General features: G+C 33.8%; 17 protein-coding genes. 7 read left to right on the forward strand and 10 right to left on the reverse strand.

Annotated elements, in window-relative coordinates; all coding sequences use genetic code 11:
• Positions 1-2: 2 nt before the first annotated feature.
• Positions 3-362, reverse strand: coding sequence for a Na(+)-translocating NADH-quinone reductase subunit F (locus tag B8963_RS00590; protein ID WP_084059369.1), 360 nt, complete (start codon positions 360-362; stop codon positions 3-5).
• Between the two features lie 252 nt (positions 363-614).
• On the opposite strand from B8963_RS00590, the gene B8963_RS00595 reads away from it, so the two are divergent.
• Entirely contained in the window at positions 615-1,076 is a 462-nt protein-coding gene (locus B8963_RS00595; protein WP_084059370.1) for a Na(+)-translocating NADH-quinone reductase subunit F, read from the forward strand.
• Positions 1,077-1,141: 65 nt separating this feature from the next.
• On the opposite strand, the gene nqrF is transcribed toward B8963_RS00595, so the two are convergent.
• The 6 genes from nqrF to B8963_RS00625 are packed head-to-tail and all read right to left on the reverse strand — an operon-like array spanning position 1,142 to position 7,231.
• Positions 1,142-2,449, reverse strand: coding sequence for an NADH:ubiquinone reductase (Na(+)-transporting) subunit F (nqrF, locus tag B8963_RS00600; protein WP_084059371.1), 1,308 nt, complete (start codon positions 2,447-2,449; stop codon positions 1,142-1,144).
• 2 nt (positions 2,450-2,451) lie between these two features.
• Complete coding sequence (nqrE, locus tag B8963_RS00605; protein WP_084059372.1) at positions 2,452-3,189, reverse strand: NADH:ubiquinone reductase (Na(+)-transporting) subunit E; 738 nt, start codon at positions 3,187-3,189, stop codon at positions 2,452-2,454.
• A gap of 25 nt (positions 3,190-3,214) precedes the next feature.
• On the reverse strand, positions 3,215-3,862 hold the full coding sequence (locus tag B8963_RS00610) for an NADH:ubiquinone reductase (Na(+)-transporting) subunit D (protein WP_084059373.1): 648 nt from the start codon (positions 3,860-3,862) through the stop codon (positions 3,215-3,217).
• A gap of 2 nt (positions 3,863-3,864) precedes the next feature.
• Positions 3,865-4,614, reverse strand: coding sequence for a Na(+)-translocating NADH-quinone reductase subunit C (locus B8963_RS00615; RefSeq protein WP_084059374.1), 750 nt, complete (start codon positions 4,612-4,614; stop codon positions 3,865-3,867).
• 2 nt (positions 4,615-4,616) lie between these two features.
• Positions 4,617-5,879: an NADH:ubiquinone reductase (Na(+)-transporting) subunit B gene (locus tag B8963_RS00620; RefSeq protein WP_084059375.1), complete on the reverse strand. Its 1,263-nt coding sequence runs from the start codon at positions 5,877-5,879 to the stop codon at positions 4,617-4,619.
• Positions 5,880-5,881: 2 nt separating this feature from the next.
• Entirely contained in the window at positions 5,882-7,231 is a 1,350-nt protein-coding gene (locus tag B8963_RS00625) for a Na(+)-translocating NADH-quinone reductase subunit A (protein ID WP_084059376.1), read from the reverse strand.
• A gap of 152 nt (positions 7,232-7,383) precedes the next feature.
• On the opposite strand from B8963_RS00625, the gene B8963_RS00630 reads away from it, so the two are divergent.
• The 4 genes from B8963_RS00630 (at position 7,384) to B8963_RS00645 (ending at position 11,573) form a co-directional block, all read left to right on the forward strand.
• Entirely contained in the window at positions 7,384-8,628 is a 1,245-nt protein-coding gene (locus B8963_RS00630) for a type IX secretion system plug protein (RefSeq protein WP_084059377.1), read from the forward strand.
• Positions 8,629-8,886: 258 nt separating this feature from the next.
• On the forward strand, positions 8,887-9,273 hold the full coding sequence (gene apaG / locus B8963_RS00635; RefSeq protein ID WP_084059378.1) for a Co2+/Mg2+ efflux protein ApaG: 387 nt from the start codon (positions 8,887-8,889) through the stop codon (positions 9,271-9,273).
• An 83-nt stretch (positions 9,274-9,356) separates the two neighbouring features.
• Complete coding sequence (pruA, locus tag B8963_RS00640; protein WP_084059379.1) at positions 9,357-10,985, forward strand: L-glutamate gamma-semialdehyde dehydrogenase; 1,629 nt, start codon at positions 9,357-9,359, stop codon at positions 10,983-10,985.
• Between the two features lie 66 nt (positions 10,986-11,051).
• Entirely contained in the window at positions 11,052-11,573 is a 522-nt protein-coding gene (locus B8963_RS00645) for a DinB family protein (protein ID WP_084059380.1), read from the forward strand.
• A gap of 386 nt (positions 11,574-11,959) precedes the next feature.
• Here B8963_RS00645 and rsmG read toward each other — a convergent pair whose 3' ends face one another.
• Entirely contained in the window at positions 11,960-12,598 is a 639-nt protein-coding gene (gene rsmG, locus B8963_RS00650; protein ID WP_084059381.1) for a 16S rRNA (guanine(527)-N(7))-methyltransferase RsmG, read from the reverse strand.
• Positions 12,599-12,715: 117 nt separating this feature from the next.
• Between rsmG and B8963_RS00655 the strand changes: the two genes are divergently transcribed.
• Entirely contained in the window at positions 12,716-13,816 is a 1,101-nt protein-coding gene (locus B8963_RS00655) for a fatty acid desaturase family protein (RefSeq protein ID WP_084059382.1), read from the forward strand.
• 18 nt (positions 13,817-13,834) lie between these two features.
• Positions 13,835-15,025, forward strand: coding sequence for a pyridoxal phosphate-dependent aminotransferase (locus tag B8963_RS00660; protein WP_084059383.1), 1,191 nt, complete (start codon positions 13,835-13,837; stop codon positions 15,023-15,025).
• 97 nt (positions 15,026-15,122) lie between these two features.
• Here B8963_RS00660 and B8963_RS00665 read toward each other — a convergent pair whose 3' ends face one another.
• Both B8963_RS00665 and trkA read right to left on the reverse strand, forming a co-directional pair.
• Positions 15,123-16,613 (reverse strand): TrkH family potassium uptake protein, encoded by a 1,491-nt coding sequence (locus B8963_RS00665; protein WP_084059384.1) that lies wholly within the window; start codon positions 16,611-16,613, stop codon positions 15,123-15,125.
• On the reverse strand, positions 16,613-17,962 hold the full coding sequence (gene trkA, locus B8963_RS00670) for a Trk system potassium transporter TrkA (RefSeq protein WP_084059385.1): 1,350 nt from the start codon (positions 17,960-17,962) through the stop codon (positions 16,613-16,615). Before trkA ends, B8963_RS00665 begins: the two co-directional genes overlap by 1 nt.
• Positions 17,963-18,053 lie beyond the last annotated feature (91 nt).

The raw sequence follows: 18,053 nt of genomic DNA on the forward strand, positions 1-18,053 counted from the left end.
TATTAAATTTTAACAAGTCCGTCATAGTCAACAATATAATCTTCATTTAAGCTAACTGGCTTATGGTAATCCGCAGCATTGACCAAACCAACTCCTGCGTAAAAAGTTTCTGCCTCAAACTTCAAGGCGTGTTCTTTTATTTTTGTTAAACTATCCCAATCTAAATCTTTTGGATCGTTAGGATATAAAATACTTTTTACCACCACAAAATGTAATTGTTTGTTTTTAAGACATACAAATTGTGGATTTTTTTTCAGCTTACTGTTAACAGACAAAAATTCATATCCGTCTGCCTCTAATTGCTTACCCACAATATTCATTGCGAGATTGTGCAATTCTTGTTCGGAAAGTGGCTTACTCATAGTATACAAAAGTAGTACAAAAAAGAATTCTAAGATACATTTTAACGCACTTTCAACAGGAATGTAAAGGCAAAATAAATCAAGATACTACCACACTAAATTTTGTGCTCAAGTCAATCTCTTCTTGAGCACACAGTATCCCCTAAAATCTAAATTTACTTTAATCAATAAGACTATCTATATTTAACAAAAGCTTTAGCACTTAGCAAAAAAGGACTAATTTTCATATCTTTAGTTTAAAACTATGAAGCCATGGAATTATCATTTAGACTAGAATCTGCATTGCGTAAACTTTATACCGCTTTCCATGAAAACAAATTAAATCCGGAATACTGCACTCAATGTGCTGTAGGCAATATTTGTGATAACTTGGATTTTTGGCAACATTTAACGGATGCACATGGTGCTGGGCGACTTAATTATGTTGGTTTAGTTAACCAAAAATTTGGCAAACGTTACTTTGGCTATTCACCCATAGAATTATTGCAAATAGAAGTTGCATTTTTAAAGGGTTGTGGTTACGAATTACCTTTTAAAGTGGGCCATAAAAAACCGAAAAATCCTACCAGTAAAAGCGTGTTATTTAATGGGCTTTGCAATACTGTAAAATTACTTTGCGAATTAGATAATATTCCAAATGTGATGGAATATGCTAAGTTATTTGAAACCGAAGAAGAAAAGCCTCGCTACCAAATAAACGAAATACTGAAATAAAAAAATGCAGCTTTTAAGGCTGCATTTTTTATTCGTGAGATGAAACTTCATCTTTTGATTATTGATTAACCACCAAAGTCATCAAATCTAATGTGCTCATCTGGTATTCCAAAATCTTCACCCATTTTCTGAACAGCTTTGTTCATTAATGGAGGTCCACAGAAATAAAGTTCTATGTCTTCTGGAGAATCGTGCTTACTCAAATAGTTGTCGATAACACAATTATGAATAAATCCAACAAAACCATCACCTGGAGCATCTATAGACTCTTTTACCTTCCAATTATCTTCTGGCATAGGCTCAGAAAGCGCTAAATAGAATTTAAAATTAGGAAAGTCTTTTTCCAATTTATAAAAGTGATCTAAATAGAATAACTCACGCTTAGAACGTCCACCGTACCAATAAGTAACTTTCCTACCTGTTTTTAATGTTTTGAATAAGTGATATAAGTGAGAACGCATTGGTGCCATTCCTGCTCCACCACCAACATACAACATCTCTGAATCAGATTCATTGATAAAGAATTCACCGTAAGGTCCAGAAATAACCACGTCATCTCCTGGTTTTAATCCAAATATATAAGATGATGCTACACCTGGGTTTACATCCATCCAACCATTCTTAGCTCTATCCCATGGTGGAGTTGCAATACGCACGTTTAACATAATTTCTCTTCCTTCCGCTGGGTAAGAAGCCATAGAGTAAGCTCTTTCCACAGTTTCTGCATTCTTCATCACTAAAGGCCAAAGATTAAATTTATCCCATTCGGCTTTAAACTTATCTGGAGTTTCATGCTCTTCAGGGTGTGCTGTAATATCTATATCTGCATATTTTACTTCGCACTGAGGAATCTCAATTTGAATATATCCACCTGCCTTATAACCCATATCTTCAGGAATCTCAACAACAAATTCCTTAATGAACGATGCTACGTTATAATTACGAACCACTTTAGCAGGCCATTTTTTTATTCCGAAAACTTCTTCTGGAATCGTAATTTCCATATCCTGCTTTACTTTTACCTGACATGCTAAACGCGCACCATGTAAAAGTTCTTTCTTAGAAAAATGTGGTGTTTCAGTTGGTAATGCTTCACCTCCACCAGATAATACATGACATTCACATTGGATGCATGTTCCACCACCACCACAGGCAGATGGTAAAAATACTTTCTGATTTCCTAGTGTAGATAATAAAGAACTACCCGAAGCAACTTCAATTTTCTTTTCCCCATTAATGGTAATGGTTACTGGACCTGATGGCGACAATTTTTCTTTAGTAAATAGCAAAAGTGCAACTAATACTAATAAAAGAATCATAAAAGCAATTACTGTAATTGCTATTGTTCCGCCTGTACTTGTAGCTAAAATCATTCTTATTTATTTAAAACATCATTAAAAGAGACTTCTTTATCATTCTCTTTATTTAATTTCTTTTCTTCATTCAACTTCTTAGAAGCTGTTTCAACAGGCTCAGCCGGTGCAGCATCATCTCCACCTGTTAGCATACCACCAAAACTCATAAAACCAATAGCCATTAAACCAGTGATTATAAAAGTAATTCCCAATCCTCTTAAAGGAGCAGGAACATTAGAATATCTAATTTTCTCACGAATAGCAGCAATAGCCAAAATAGCTAAAAACCATCCAATTCCAGATGCAAGTCCGTAGTTAAATGCCAAACCTAAAGTTTGTATATCTCTTGATTGCATGAAAAGCGATCCACCTAATATAGCACAGTTCACCGCAATAAGTGGCAAGAATATACCTAATGAATTATAAAGTGATGGTGAAAATTTTTCTACCACGATCTCTACCAATTGTACCATTGTTGCAATAGTAGCAATGAATAAAATGAATGATAAAAAGCTTAAATTATAATCTGCATATTCTGGACCTAACCAAGCTAAAGCACCATCTCTTAAAAGATACTGATCCAATAACCAGTTTAATGGCACAGTTACTGCTAATACAAAAATTACCGCAGCCCCTAAACCAACAGCTGTTGTTACTTTTTTAGATACAGCCAAATAAGAACACATCCCCAAGAATGTGGCAAATACCATATTGTCTATGAATATGGATTTAAAGAATAATTCTACATGTTCTAACATAATACTATTTTCTTGGTATGACTACTTAATTTTCTTCTACTAATGCTGGGTTTCTTGAACGCTGTACCCAAATTATAATTCCAACTACAATTAATGCCATTGGCGAAAGCAACATAAATCCGTTGTTTTCATAACCTAAAGCATACAATCCAGTTTTTGCTATTGGATCTCCTAAAACTTTAAAGCCTAATAAGGTACCTGACCCTAATAATTCTCTAAAAAACCCAATGATAACAAGTATTAAACCGTAACCCGCAGCATTTCCAATTCCATCTAAAAAAGATTTCCAAGGTCCATTTGCTAATGCAAATGCCTCAAAACGTCCCATGATGATACAGTTGGTAATAATTAAACCAACGAATACTGAAAGTGTTTTACTCAATTCATAAGCAAAGGCTTTTAATACCTGATCCACAATAATTACTAAAGCAGCTACTACTACTAACTGTACAATAATTCTAATTTTTGAAGGAATAATGTTTCTCATAAGTGAGATTACAACATTTCCCATAGCCAATACAAATAGTACAGACAATGCCATAACGATTGATGCTTTTAACTCTGCAGTAATCGCAAGTGCAGAACAAATACCCAAAACCTGAATGGTAATAGGGTTGTTATCCGCAAGAGGATCTAAAATTAATCCCTTATCTTTTTTTGAAAGTAATCCCATAACTAGTTAGTTCTAATGGTTTTTAAATAGTCTTTATACAGGTTCATAGTTTCTGAAATCATTGCAGAAACACCATTACCTGTGATAGTTGCACCCGCAAGTGCATCTACTTCGTTATCATCTTTAATAAGGTTTGTTGGATCATTATTACCTTTAGCAACCTCAATTCCAGCATACTCTGTGCCTGCCATAATAGTTTCTCCCACAAAATCATCCATAAAATAACGTTGTTTTATGTTAGCGCCTAATCCAGGAGTTTCTCCTTTATGGTCAAAATACACTCCTTGAACAACCATTTGATCGTCAAGAGCAATAAATCCCCAAATAGCATCCCATAATCCTTTTCCATACATTGGAATGATATAGAATTTTTTTCCGTCTTTTTCACCAACGAATAAAGGAAGTTTTGGAGTGCCACCGCTTTTAGCAACGGCAACCTCTTTTTTCATATTAATAAGGTAGGCGTTAGGATCAGGAGTAACTTTATCACCCTCAATAACTAGTTGCTCCTTAATATATTTGGTAAACTCTGCTTCAACTTTATCAGCTGGTATAAAATTCACTGTTCCTTCATCAACATTTTCATTTACACCCATGGCATAAAGAATATTCTGTTGCTTTTCAAATCGTTCGTTTTCCTTTATTTTATCACTTAAGCCTGACGCTGTAAGTGCTAAAACGGATCCAACTACTATAACCATTACAGCCGCAAAAACTACGGTGTATACGTTTTTATCTGTGTTAATTGCCATAATTAAACGGTTTCAGCTTTTAATTTTTCTGATTTATTACCTGTAGCTACAGCAGTAGCATTCTTTAATCGCTTCAATCTTTTATTAACATTGCCACGAATAACATAATGATCAATTGTTGGAGCGAATACGTTCATTAATAAAATTGCTAAGAACACGCCCTCTGGATACGCAGGGTTAAACACTCTAATCATTACGGATATAAATCCTATGAAGAATCCATAGAACCATTTTCCTTTATTAGTTTGAGAACCAGTAACTGGATCGGTTGCCATATAAACTATACCAAAAGCCAAACCTCCAACAATTAGATGTTTCCAGAATGTAAAGCTCATTAGGCCGTAGAATTTACTCGTTTCTGTAATCCAACCAGCATCTACTACACCGTTAAATATAACACCCATTACTAAAGCACCAATAACAGCACTCACCATAATTCTCCAGCTTGCAATTTTGCTAAAGATTAAGAATAATCCTCCTAAAAGAATTAAAAATGTTGATGTTTCTCCAACTGAACCAGGAATAAATCCAAAGAACATATCTGATACAGAGTATGTAATTTCGGATACTTTACCTTGTGCTAAATACCCTAGTATGGTTTCTCCTGAAATAGCATCTGGTTTACCTGCCATGTTTACAGCATCATAAACCCAAACCTTATCTCCACTCATCCAAGTTGGATACGCAAAGAATAAAAATGCTCTAATAGTTAATGCTGGGTTCAAGATATTCATTCCTGTTCCTCCAAAAACTTCTTTACCTATAACAACACCAAATACTACTGCTATAGCTAGCATCCATAAAGGTGTATCAATAGGAACAATTAATGGAACTAACATCCCCGTTACAAGATATCCTTCTTCTACTTCATGTCCTTTTATTACAGCAAAAATGAACTCAACTATAAGTCCAACACCATAAGAAACAATTAATAGCGGAAGTACTTTAATAACTCCAATCCAGAAATTTTCTCCAGTCAAAAAGTTTTCAAATAAAGAAACTTTTCTAATAATTCCATTGGCAGCATCGACTGCAGCGTAATGCTGGTAACCAGCATTGAACATAGAAAAAAGCAACACAGGCACAAGTGCCATAATTACGGTATTCATGGTACGCTTTAAATCATCTGCTCCTTTAACATGTCCGCCTGAGTGTGTAGTCTCGTTTGGCGTATATAAAAAAGTATGTATGGCATTAAAGGCTGGAGCCATTTTTTTGCCTTTATACTTTTCTTTTAAATCGTGTAATGTACTTTTTAGGCTCATAGTTATCCTATTTCTTTTTGTAATAAGTCTAATCCTTCACGTATAATTTGCTGGTGTGGCTGTTTAGATATACAGATAAACTCAGTCAATGAAAAATCTTCAGGAGCTACTTCGTATAACCCTAATTGTTCCATTTCATCTAAATCCTTTACCATACATGCTTTTAACAACTGCATTGGATAAATATCTAAAGGAAATACCTCTTCATATTGACCAGTTACCACAAATGCACGATGTTCCCCATTAGTATTAGTAGTTAAATCGTACTTTTTCTTAGGGTTCAACCACGAGAAGGTAAGTGCTCTAGTTGTTGATATTTTATTGAAAATAGGTTTATTCCAACCAAAAAATTCGTAATCATCACCTTCTGGTATAGCGGTTACCACATTATTGTAATATCCCAAATTACCATCTTGCTTAGATTTTGATCCAGTTAAAACATCGCCATTTATAACTCTAAACTTTTCCCCGTTCACTCCACTAGCGTATAAAAACGTAGCGATTTCGGAACCTATTTTAGTAGTATAGTATTGAGGTTTTTTAACTGATGACCCTGCCAACGCTACTGTTCTTTCTGCATTGAACTTACCAGTTAATAACAATTCACCTATAATGATTAAATCTTGAGGTGTAATTACCCAAACTAGCTCACCTTTATTAATAGGATCAACTTTATTAATTAAAGTCCCAACAAGCCCAGAAGGATGTGGTCCAGAAACTTTATGAAGTTCTACCCCTTTTAAATTAGACATTGGAGAATTAGATCCACCATAAGATACATGTACTTTACCCGGTGTAAGTTTAGCAACAGCTGAAATGGCTGCTTGCAATTCACTTTCTTTTCCTTTTAGCACATAATCCAAATCCGCAGCCAATGGTGCCGAAGCGTAACCTGAAACAAAAATAGCCTTTGGAGTTACCTCTGGATTAGCAATTACATCATACGGACGCTGCTTTACAAACGGCCAGCAACCAGATTTCAATAAAATTGCTTTTATTTCTGATGCAGATGCATTGTTTAAGTTTGGAACAGTATGTTCAATTTGCTCTTGGGTTTTATCTGCTAAAATTTTCAAAGATAAAATACGCCTCCTATCTCCTCGCTTAATTTCAACCAATTCACCACTCACAGGGGAAACAAAAACCATAGCTTCATGATTTTTGTTATAGAAAAGCGCCTGACCTGCTTTTACTTCTGCGCCTTCTTTTACAAGCATTTTTGGAGTAATTCCATGAAAATCCTGCAAATTCAAAACATAAACATTGCTCGCTGGAGCTTTGGAAGTGGCTAACTCAGCCTTCCCTACCAAATTAATGTTTAAGCCTTTTTTAATTCTGATGTCTTTAGACATATTAATGTAGACCTTAGGTTAACAAAATTTAGCGCAAAAGTAGTACTTAATAAAAAGTTTTCATAATTATTATCTATAAATTTATAGCTATTATTCAGGATCTATTTTTGGGAATGCTTTTTGTTTAACTTTGCAACAAATACAATAACCAAATGCGTTTAAACATAATTTTTATTGCTGCACTTCTTTTCTTTCATTCACTATTTGCTCAAATACAAGAAGAGGTAAATGCACCATCAAACATAAAATCTATAGTTTTTAAAGGAAACACAGACGATCAATTCCCTATTGTACAAATTGGCGATCCTATATATTTAGATTTTGATGACATTACCGCTAGCGAACAAGATTTTTATTACAAAATAGTACATTGTAATTATGATTGGACTCCATCAGATTTACTTAAATCACAATATTTAAATGGCATTGACAATCAAAGAATAATAGATTATCAAAATAGCTACAACACTTTACAACCTTATTCCAATTACCGATTAACTATTCCGAATGATAATGTTAAACTAAAGGTGAGTGGCAATTATATTCTTGAGGTTTACGATAGTAATTATGAATTACAGTTTTCTAGACGATTTTTGGTTTATCAAAATTTAGTAACTGTTGCTGGCACCGTAAAGCGATCGAGAGACTTTAATTTTATCAATGAAAAACAGGTAGTCCAAATAAGAATTAATTATAGCGACTTTCAATTAGTTAATCCTAAAAAAGAAGTAAAGGTTGCCGTTTTACAAAATTATTATTGGCCATCGGTTATAAATGATGTTGCGCCTCAGTTTACCATAGGCAATGAATTGGTCTATAAATACGATGATGAAATAAGTTTTTTTGGCGGAAATGAATATTTAAATTTTGACACCAAAGATCTAAGATCGCCATCAGCCGCAATATCATCTGTAAATTTAACAGACCTTTACAATCATTATTTATTTACTGATATTTTTAGATATGACAGACCTTACACTTACTTCCCAGATATTAATGGAGATTTTGTTGTAAGAACATTACAAGGCGATGATTCTTCAAGAGAAGCAGAATACAGCTATGTACATTTTAGCCTACCCTATAAAGAAGAAATTGGCTTAAATGATGTATATGTTTTCGGAAAATTCAATAATTACAATTTAACCGATGAAAACAAAATGACTTTTAATGCAGAAAACGGACTAATGGAAGCAACCATAAAAATGAAACAAGGCTTCTACAATTATAAATACGTTTTAAAAAACTCTGATAATCAAATAGATTTAAATAAAGTTTCAGGTAACTTTCATTTTACTGAGAATAATTATTTAATACTTGTGTATTACAGAAATTTCGGTGATTTATACGACAGTCTAATTGGAATTGGGTCTGCAAATTCTAGCGATATCAGCAATTAATTTCATCGATTTATTGACCAAATACCCTCAAAAAGGAATATTACACCGAGATTAAACCCATGTCTACTCCAAATAATAATATCTTTTTTATCTTGGCGCAAAATAATAGTGCGTTTTAAGGTCTTTTTAAATAAAAATAGAAAGTAAAACTTATAAAGTTTTTTAAAAAATTAAACTACTTGTTAGGAATTTCATATTTTTAAGACCAAGTAAAAAAAAAGAAACGAAGCTATTTTTAATACTTAGAATTTGAAGGCAATGACAACTCAGATAACAAAAGGAATAAAAATCTCGGTTACTACAAGTTTTGAAGGCACATTTTTCAAAAATTACAAAACACATTATGCCTTTGGCTATACAATTACCATTGAAAACCAGAGTAAAGATTCTGTGCAACTTACTTCGCGCCATTGGAAAATTTACGATTCATTAAATGAACTTGAAATTTTAGATGGAGAAGGTGTTATTGGCAAAAAACCTGTTATAAAACCAGGAGAATCACACACCTACAGTTCTGGATGCCTACTAACCTCTACCATTGGCGCCATGAAAGGCCATTATAACATGGTGAATTTTGAAAATAATGAAAAGTTTAGAGTGTATATACCCACTTTTAAATTTAGTACGCCATTCACACTAAATTAACTTTCATTTACCTTTTAATTACTTTTTTCACCCTATAAGTTTTAGTACCTTTACTGTCATTATTTAATTAAAAAATAAATCGAATGGGTAAAGGATTTTTTCACGTTCCAAAGGCAGTAAATGAACCTATAAAAGGATACGCTCCAGGATCTCAAGAAAGAAACGAAGTATTAGCACAATACAAATCATATTTTAACGGAAATGTAGAAGTTCCTTTATATATAGGAAACGAGGAGATAAAAACTGGAAACACAAAACCAATGTCCCCTCCTCATGACCACAAACATGTAGTAGGCTCATACCATTTAGCGGAGAAAAGCCATGTTTCAAAAGCAATTTCTAATGCTTTAGCCTCTAGAAAAGCATGGGCAAATTTAACTTGGGAGCAAAGAGCAGCTATATTTTTAAAAGCAGCTGAACTAATCGCTGGTCCGTACAGAGCAAAAATAAATGCCGCTACGATGATAGCGCAGTCTAAAACCATACATCAAGCTGAAATTGATGCCGCCTGTGAATTTATCGACTTTTTACGTTTTAACGTAGAATACATGTCAGAGATTTACAATGAACAACCTTCCTCTGCACCTGGCATTTGGAATCGTGTAGAATACAGACCTTTAGAGGGGTTTGTTTACGCAATAACACCTTTTAACTTTACAGCAATTGCAGGTAATTTACCAGCAAGTGCTGCTATGATGGGTAATGTAGTTGTTTGGAAACCTAGTGACAGTCAAATATTTTCAGCGAAGGTTATTGTTGATGTCTTTAAAGAAGCAGGCTTACCGGATGGTGTGATTAATGTAATTTATGGTGATCCTGTAATGATCACAGAAACAGTGCTTGCGAGTCCTGATTTTGCAGGAATTCATTTTACGGGATCTACCCATGTATTTAAAGAATTGTGGAAACAAATTGGCAATAACATACACACGTACAAGACCTATCCTAAAATAGTTGGAGAAACTGGCGGTAAAGATTTTATAGTTGCACACAAAACCGCTAATCCAAATCAAGTAGCTACCGCTATTGTTCGTGGTGCTTTTGAATTTCAAGGTCAAAAATGTAGTGCAGCATCTAGAGTTTATTTACCTAAATCACTCTCTAAAGAAATTTTAGATTTAGTAAAGAGCGATTTACAATCTATGAACAAACCAGGGTCACCTGAAGACATGTCGAATTTTATTACTGCTGTTATTCACGAAGGCTCATTTGATAAATTGGCAAAGTATATAGATCAAGCAAAAGCTGATAAAAATGCAGAAATCATTGCTGGTGGTAATTATGATAAATCTAAAGGTTACTTTATAGAACCTACGGTTATTTTAACTACCGATCCAAAGTACACTACCATGGAAACTGAATTATTTGGCCCAGTAGTTACTATTTATGTTTATGAGGATGCTGATTGGGCTAAAACATTAAAATTAGTTGATGAAACATCGGAGTATGCATTAACTGGAGCAGTTTTGGCTACTGACCGCTATGTTATTGATGAAGCAACCAAGGCATTAGAAAATTGTGCTGGTAACTTCTATATTAATGACAAACCAACCGGAGCTGTAGTAGGCCAACAACCATTTGGTGGCGCGAGAGCATCAGGTACTAACGATAAAGCAGGGTCAGCTCAAAATCTTTTAAGATGGGTTTCTCCAAGATTAATTAAGGAAACTTTTGTAACACCTACTGATTATAGGTATCCATTTTTAGGGTAAATTAAAGAACTTTTGATTATCTTTAATACTTAATCAACTAAAAGTCAAATAATTAATACTATAAATATGAAAATAAAGATTATTGTTTTACTAGGCATTATGCTACCGTTCTTGGGCACATACGCCCAAGAAAAATTGGCACAAAATACCATAATTGGTGTTTTAAACGGCAATCAAAGTCAGGTAGTTCAGCTAGCTGAAGCTTTTCCGGAAGACAAATATGACTGGAGACCTGCTGACGGTGTTTACTCAGTACGCGAGGCATTATTACATGTTGCAGGTGCAAATTACTTTCTTATGACTAAAATGGGTTTTGCTCCGCCTGAAGATGTGGACATGATGAATTTATCAGCTATTACAGGCAAGGAAAATGTTATAAGAGCCTTAAAAGCTTCTAATGCTTTTATTCTGGAGAAGATTCCGTTAATTGAGGACTCCAAACTTAGTGAAGAAGTGGATTTTGGGTTCATGAAAATAAATACCATGGGAGGCCTTTTGGCGGTTATGGAACATAATGGTGAGCACAAAGGACAGCTTATCGCCTATGCCCGAACCAACGGCATTGCACCACCTTGGAGTTTACAATAGTTAAACATAAAAATTAAGAAGCAGCCGATATCACAACAATTGATATCGGCTTTTTTATGCTTATAAAACCTTCCCAATATCGGATGTATATTCAAAACAAAAAAATAGCAACTAGAAATACTTTTTATGTAAATTTAACGTTAATTAATTGTAAACTAAAAGTAATGTTGTAAATTTACTTTTCACAAAAATAGATGGAGCCATGAAAGAAAGAAAAAACAACAATTCACAATTAACTACTCAAGAATCGGGTTACAAAGGTTTTGTTCAGTATATAAAAAGATATGCCAAGACTTGCAGACAATCTTACTTAAGATTGCTTAGTATTTAACCCATTATTTTTGAGTAAAAAAAAGTTCCATTTAAGATTTTAAATGGAACTTTTTTTATTTTCCTCTATATTTTAATGGCAGGTAAACAACTTTTTTAGTTTCGTAGAAATCTTCTTTAAAATAATCAGAAAGGCTAAATAATTCAGCTGTTCTATATTCTTTTAATTCCTCCGTAAGGTCACCTCCTTTAAGATAAAGAATTCCGTTTTTACGTTCATGAACAGATTCTTTTTTGATTTTTCCTCGTGTCCAATGCACAAAGGTAGGCATGGCAGCCACCGCCCTACTAACTATAAAATCAAACTCTCCTTTTACATTTTCAACTCTATCATTAACAGTAGTTACATTATTAATCCCTAACCCAGCAACCACTTCATCAACAACTTTGATTTTTTTTCCTATAGCATCAACAAGAGTAAATTTAGTTTCAGGAAAAAGAATAGCTAAAGGAACACCAGGAAATCCGCCACCTGTTCCCACATCAATAATAGAAGCATTTGGAAGAAAATTTTGAATTTTTGCAATTCCTAAAGAATGCAACACATGTCTTAAATATAGCTCATCAATATCTTTTCTTGAAACTACATTAATTTTCATATTCCAATCTTTATACAAATCAGCTAACAAAATAAATTGTTCTTTTTGTTCTTTTGATAAATTCGGAAAATACTGAAATAACACCTCTACCTCCATACTGTATTGAAAATTTACGCAAAAATAAGACTTTAAAAATCATAATTATTTGTTTTTTTAAGAAGGTATTTAGAATATAACATTTTGAATTAAACTATCTTTGTTAAAAACAATATTATGAGTACAGAAACCATTCGGTTCTCCAGAAAGGATTCTACCCAATTCTTCAAGACCTTAAATAGTCGGGTAAATAATTATTTCAAAGAAAACAAATTAAAAAAAACAGGCGATTGGAGATTGCATTTAAAAACTGCAATCATGTTTACTGTTTTTCTAGCACCATACTTCTTAATTTTAACATTAGGTTTGCCTAATTGGGCAAATTTACTATTAACTATTACTATTGGCGTAGGAATGGCAGGTGTTGGCATGAATGTTATGCATGATGGTAACCATGGATCTTATTCCAACAAAAAATGGGTAAATAAATTAATGGGGAGCAGCATCTACATACTAGCTGGTAACGTTTATAACTGGCAAGTACAGCACAATGTTTTACACCATACGTACACCAATATACACGAGCACGACGAAGATTTAGAAGCTGGTAGAATACTACGTTTTACTAAGCATTCTGAGTGGAGAAAACACCACAGATTTCAACATTATTATTCTGTTTTCCTTTATGGCTTATTAACTTTCAACTGGGCAATTACTACTGATTTTCAGCAAATGTATCGATATACCAAAAGAAAATTATCTTATGGTAAATTACCAAACCCATTCTTAAATTGGAGTAAACTAGTGATTACAAAGATTATTTATTTAACCATTTGGATCGTACTACCAATGTTGGTATTAGATATAGCTTGGTGGAAAATATTATTAGGCTTTTTTATCATGCACTATGTGGCTGGAGTGATATTAAGTGTAGTTTTCCAATTGGCACATGTGGTTGAAGATGCAGAGACACCTTTACCTGATGAAACTGGTACAATGAAAAATACATGGGCTATACATCAATTATTCACTACAGTAAATTTTGGCACTAAAAACAGAATAGTTAATTGGTTTACAGGTGGCTTAAATCACCAAGTAGAACATCACATTTTTCCTAACATCAGCCATGTACATTACACAAAAATTGCAAAAATTGTTAAAGAGACGGCAAATGAGTTTAATTTACCTTATCACGAATACAAAACCACTAGAAAAGCTATAATTTCGCACTTTAATCATTTAAAAGAACTTGGCAAGGAACCTGCCATCCAATATTAGAAAATTATATTTATCGTAATGAGCAACCAATTATCTGATCGCGTTAACAGTTTAGCAATATCAGCCACCTTAGAAATGGCGGCAAAAGCAAGAGAATTAAAGGCAGCAGGAAAAGACATTATAGGTCTTAGTTTAGGAGAACCAGATTTCAACACTCCTGATTACATAAAAGAAGCCGCAATACAAGCCGTAAACGACAATTACAATTCTTACTCTCCAGTTGATGGTTATGTTGATTTGAAAGAAGCCATTATTACCAAGTTTAAGCGCGATAATAATTTAACCTATACGCAACCACAAATTGTAGTTTCAACGGGAGCAAAACAATCTTTATACAATGTGGCTCAAGTTTGTTTAAACAAAGGTGACGAGGTTATTTTACCATGTCCTTATTGGGTAAGTTATAGTGATATTGTAAAGCTTGCAGATGGTGTTCCTGTAGAAGTACAGACTTCATTGGAAAACGATTTTAAAATGACTCCTGAGCAATTAGAAGCAGCTATTACACCAAAAACAAAAATGTTATGGTATAGCTCACCATGCAACCCAACAGGATCTATTTATAGTAAAGAAGAATTACGTGCACTTGCAGATGTTTTACAAAAGTACCCACAAATAGTAGTTGTAAGTGATGAAATCTACGAACATATAAACTATGGTGTAACTGCACATGCCTCTATGGCAGAATTTCCTGATATGTATGAGCGCACAGTTACTGTAAACGGAGTAGCAAAAGCTTTTGCAATGACAGGATGGAGAATTGGCTACATAGGCGCACCTACATACATTGCACGTGCCTGCAACAAGTTACAGGGTCAAGTAACCAGTGGTGCTAGCTGTATTGCTCAAAGAGCAGTTATCACAGCATTATTAGAACCTGTAAGCCGCATACAATATATGGTCGACAAGTTTAAAGAACGTAGAAAACTAATATTAGGTTTAATTCAAGAAATTCCTGGATTTAAATGCAACGAACCAGAAGGTGCATTTTATGTTTTTCCTGATGTTACTGCATTTTTTGGCCAAACATTAAACGGTAGAAAAATTAATAATTCATCTGACATGTCTATGTATTTGTTAGAAGCCGCAAATGTTGCTACGGTAGCAGGAGATTCTTTTGGAAACAATAATTGCATACGCATATCATACGCAGCAAGTGAAGCACAAATTACTGAAGCAATGGCTAGAATAAAGAAAGCCGTTTCTTAACAATACCCTTTATTTATTGCAAAAGCGCTCCAATAGTTATTGAAGCGCTTTTTTTTATGAAAAGTATAGACAAAACTTAATAGCACCTTACTATAACTTATATCTTCTTCCAGAAATAAGGCGTAAATAATATTAAAACTGTAAAAAGCTCAAGTCTGCCTAACAACATTAAAAAACCACACCACCACTTTCCTAAATCTGGCAGACTATTAAAATTACTTAGCGGATTTAAAGTCCCCAAAGCAGGACCTACATTCCCAAGTGAAGATGCAGCACCACCAATGGCAGATTCAAAATCCAACCCTAAAGCCCCGAGGACTAACGAGCCTATAATAAAGGTCAACATATAAAGCACAAAGAAGGCAATTATATTATAAACAATATGCTCCCTTACTGTTTTTGTATTGTATCGAACAGGAATTACTGCATTGGTATGAATTGTTCTCTTGAATTCAAGCAATCCATTTTTTATAATTAATAAATGACGCATCACTTTAATCCCACCCGCTGTGGAACCTGCGCATCCTCCTAAAAACATTAATCCAAAAAAGAAAATAGTTAAAAAGGGTGTCCAATTAGTAAAATCGGCAGTTACAAAACCTGTAGTTGTAATTACGGTTAGCACCTGAAATAGCGAATGCCTAAATGCACTTTCTCCTTCACCAAGTACCATAGGATAATATTCTGAAACCTGAACATTAGCTTTAAAGTAAACCACCAATGCTGCAACAATTGTAAAACAAACTACGAAGCCTGTATAATATTTAAATTCTTCGTCATGCAATACCTTTTGCACTTTACCTTTAAAAGCATAATAACTCAATACAAAGTTACTACCCGCTAAAAACATGAATAAAATTATAATATATTGAATTAAAGGCTGGTCATTCCAATACGCAGTACTCAAATTCTTTGTTGAAAACCCACCAGTTGATAAGGTCGCTAAAGAGTGATTTATGGCATCAAAAAAAGACATACCTGCTAGTTGTAGCAAAATTGTTTCTGCCACGGTATAGCCAAAATAAATAAGCCATAATCGTTTAGCAGTATCTGTTATTCTTGGATGAAGTTTATCACCACTCGGACCAGGTGCTTCGGCAGCAAATAATTGCATTCCACCAATACCTAATAAAGGCAAAATAGCAATTGCCAAAACAATAATACCCATTCCTCCAATCCAATGGGTTAGACTACGCCAAAATAAAATCCCCTCGGGCAAAATTTCAATATCATCTAAAATAGAAGCTCCCGTTGTGGTGTAACCAGAAATAGTCTCAAAAAATGCATTGGTAAAATCTGGAATGGAACCAGAAAACATATAAGGCAAAACACCTGACAATGACATTACTAACCATCCAAAAGTTACGATTATGTAACCTTCTTTACGATTCACTTCTTTCTTATGTCCTCTTGTAAAAAACATAGAAAAGGTACCAATAATCATGGTAACTATTGCGGCTAATAAAATTGCAATTGTAGCACCATCCGCATAAAAACCACTTAAGATCGCAGCAATTACCATAAAACCTCCATTACATAGCAATAGAAGCCCCATTAAATGAAAGATTATCTTGTAATTTAATCCCATTAAAGAAACAATTTTTCAATTTTAGGAATTGCACTTGGCAAACAACAAACCACGACTCTATCGCCTTGGGTTATTTTAAAATCTCCTAAAGCAATTATTCCGGTACCGTTTTGAATAACACCACCAATTGTTGCTTCTCTAGGGAAATTAAGTTCTCTAATGATTTTACCATTAACCGCCGAATCTGGCTTTACAATAAATTCTAAAATTTCAGCATTTAGATTATTGAGGCGGGTTAAGGCAACCACTTCTCCTTTTCTTATGTGCCTAAATATATTATTAGCAGCTAAAAGTTTCTTATTAATTAACGTGTCTATACCAATGGAATGTGAAAGTTGAAAATAATCCATATTTTCCACTAAAGCAATTGTCTTTTTTATTTGTTTAGATTTAGCCACTAAACAAGACATAATATTGGTTTCAGAATTACCTGTTACGGCAATAAAAGCATCCATAGACTCTAAACTCTCTTCTTCTAGCAACTCAACATTTCTACCATCACCGTTAATAATTAAGGCATTAGGTAATTGATCTGCTAAATCGAATGCTTTTTCTTTATTTTTTTCAATGAGCTTAACATTAAACCTTTTATTGCAAAGATCACGAGCTGTTTTGTACCCCACTTTACTTCCACCAAGAATCATAACGTTCTTGATGTCTTTTTTAGTCATTCCAGTGAGCTTATACAACTCTTCAACTCCACCTTTTGCAGTGATAAAATACACTTGATCCTCTTCCTCAAAAACAGTATCACCTCTAGGTATTAGCGTAAATTGTGTACCTGCTCGTTGCAATGCAATTGGCATAAAATGAAGTTCTGGAAAAATTTGCGCAGCCTCTTTCACCATTTTACCAACAAAAGGTGCAGATTTTGGCAGTGAAACACCAACCATTATTAAGGCGCCTTCTTCAAATTCATAAGTATCATTAAATGCAGACTGATTTAAAAGTAATTGAATTTCTGTTGCCGCTAGCTCTTCAGGTGAAATTAGCTCATCAATTCCTAATTTCTTAAAATCTATAAGATCTTTGTTTTTTTTGAATTCGGTATTTGATATTCTTGCAATAGTTCTTTTACAACCTAACTGTTTTGCTAGCATACATAAGGTTAAATTGGTAGTTTCCGAAGCAGTAACTCCAATAACCAAATCGGATCTATCCACTTGTGCATCTTTTAAAACCGCAATAGAAGTAGCATCCCCTTTTAAAACTCTAATATCTAAATGTGTGTCGGCATAGGCTAGACTTTCCTTAACAGTATCTATTAAAGTAATATCTTGAGATTCATAGGACAGTAATTTAGCTAAATGAAACCCTACTTCACCCGCTCCTGCTATTATAATTTTCATCTAATTATAAAAATATTTTTTCATTAATCTAAGACGCTTCAATAGACGTAAAGAAATTGTATAATTTGGAATATACCAGAAAGGCAAAAAT

It is taken from the genome of Cellulophaga tyrosinoxydans (assembly GCF_900176415.1).
GTDB classification, from domain to species: domain Bacteria; phylum Bacteroidota; class Bacteroidia; order Flavobacteriales; family Flavobacteriaceae; genus Cellulophaga; species Cellulophaga tyrosinoxydans.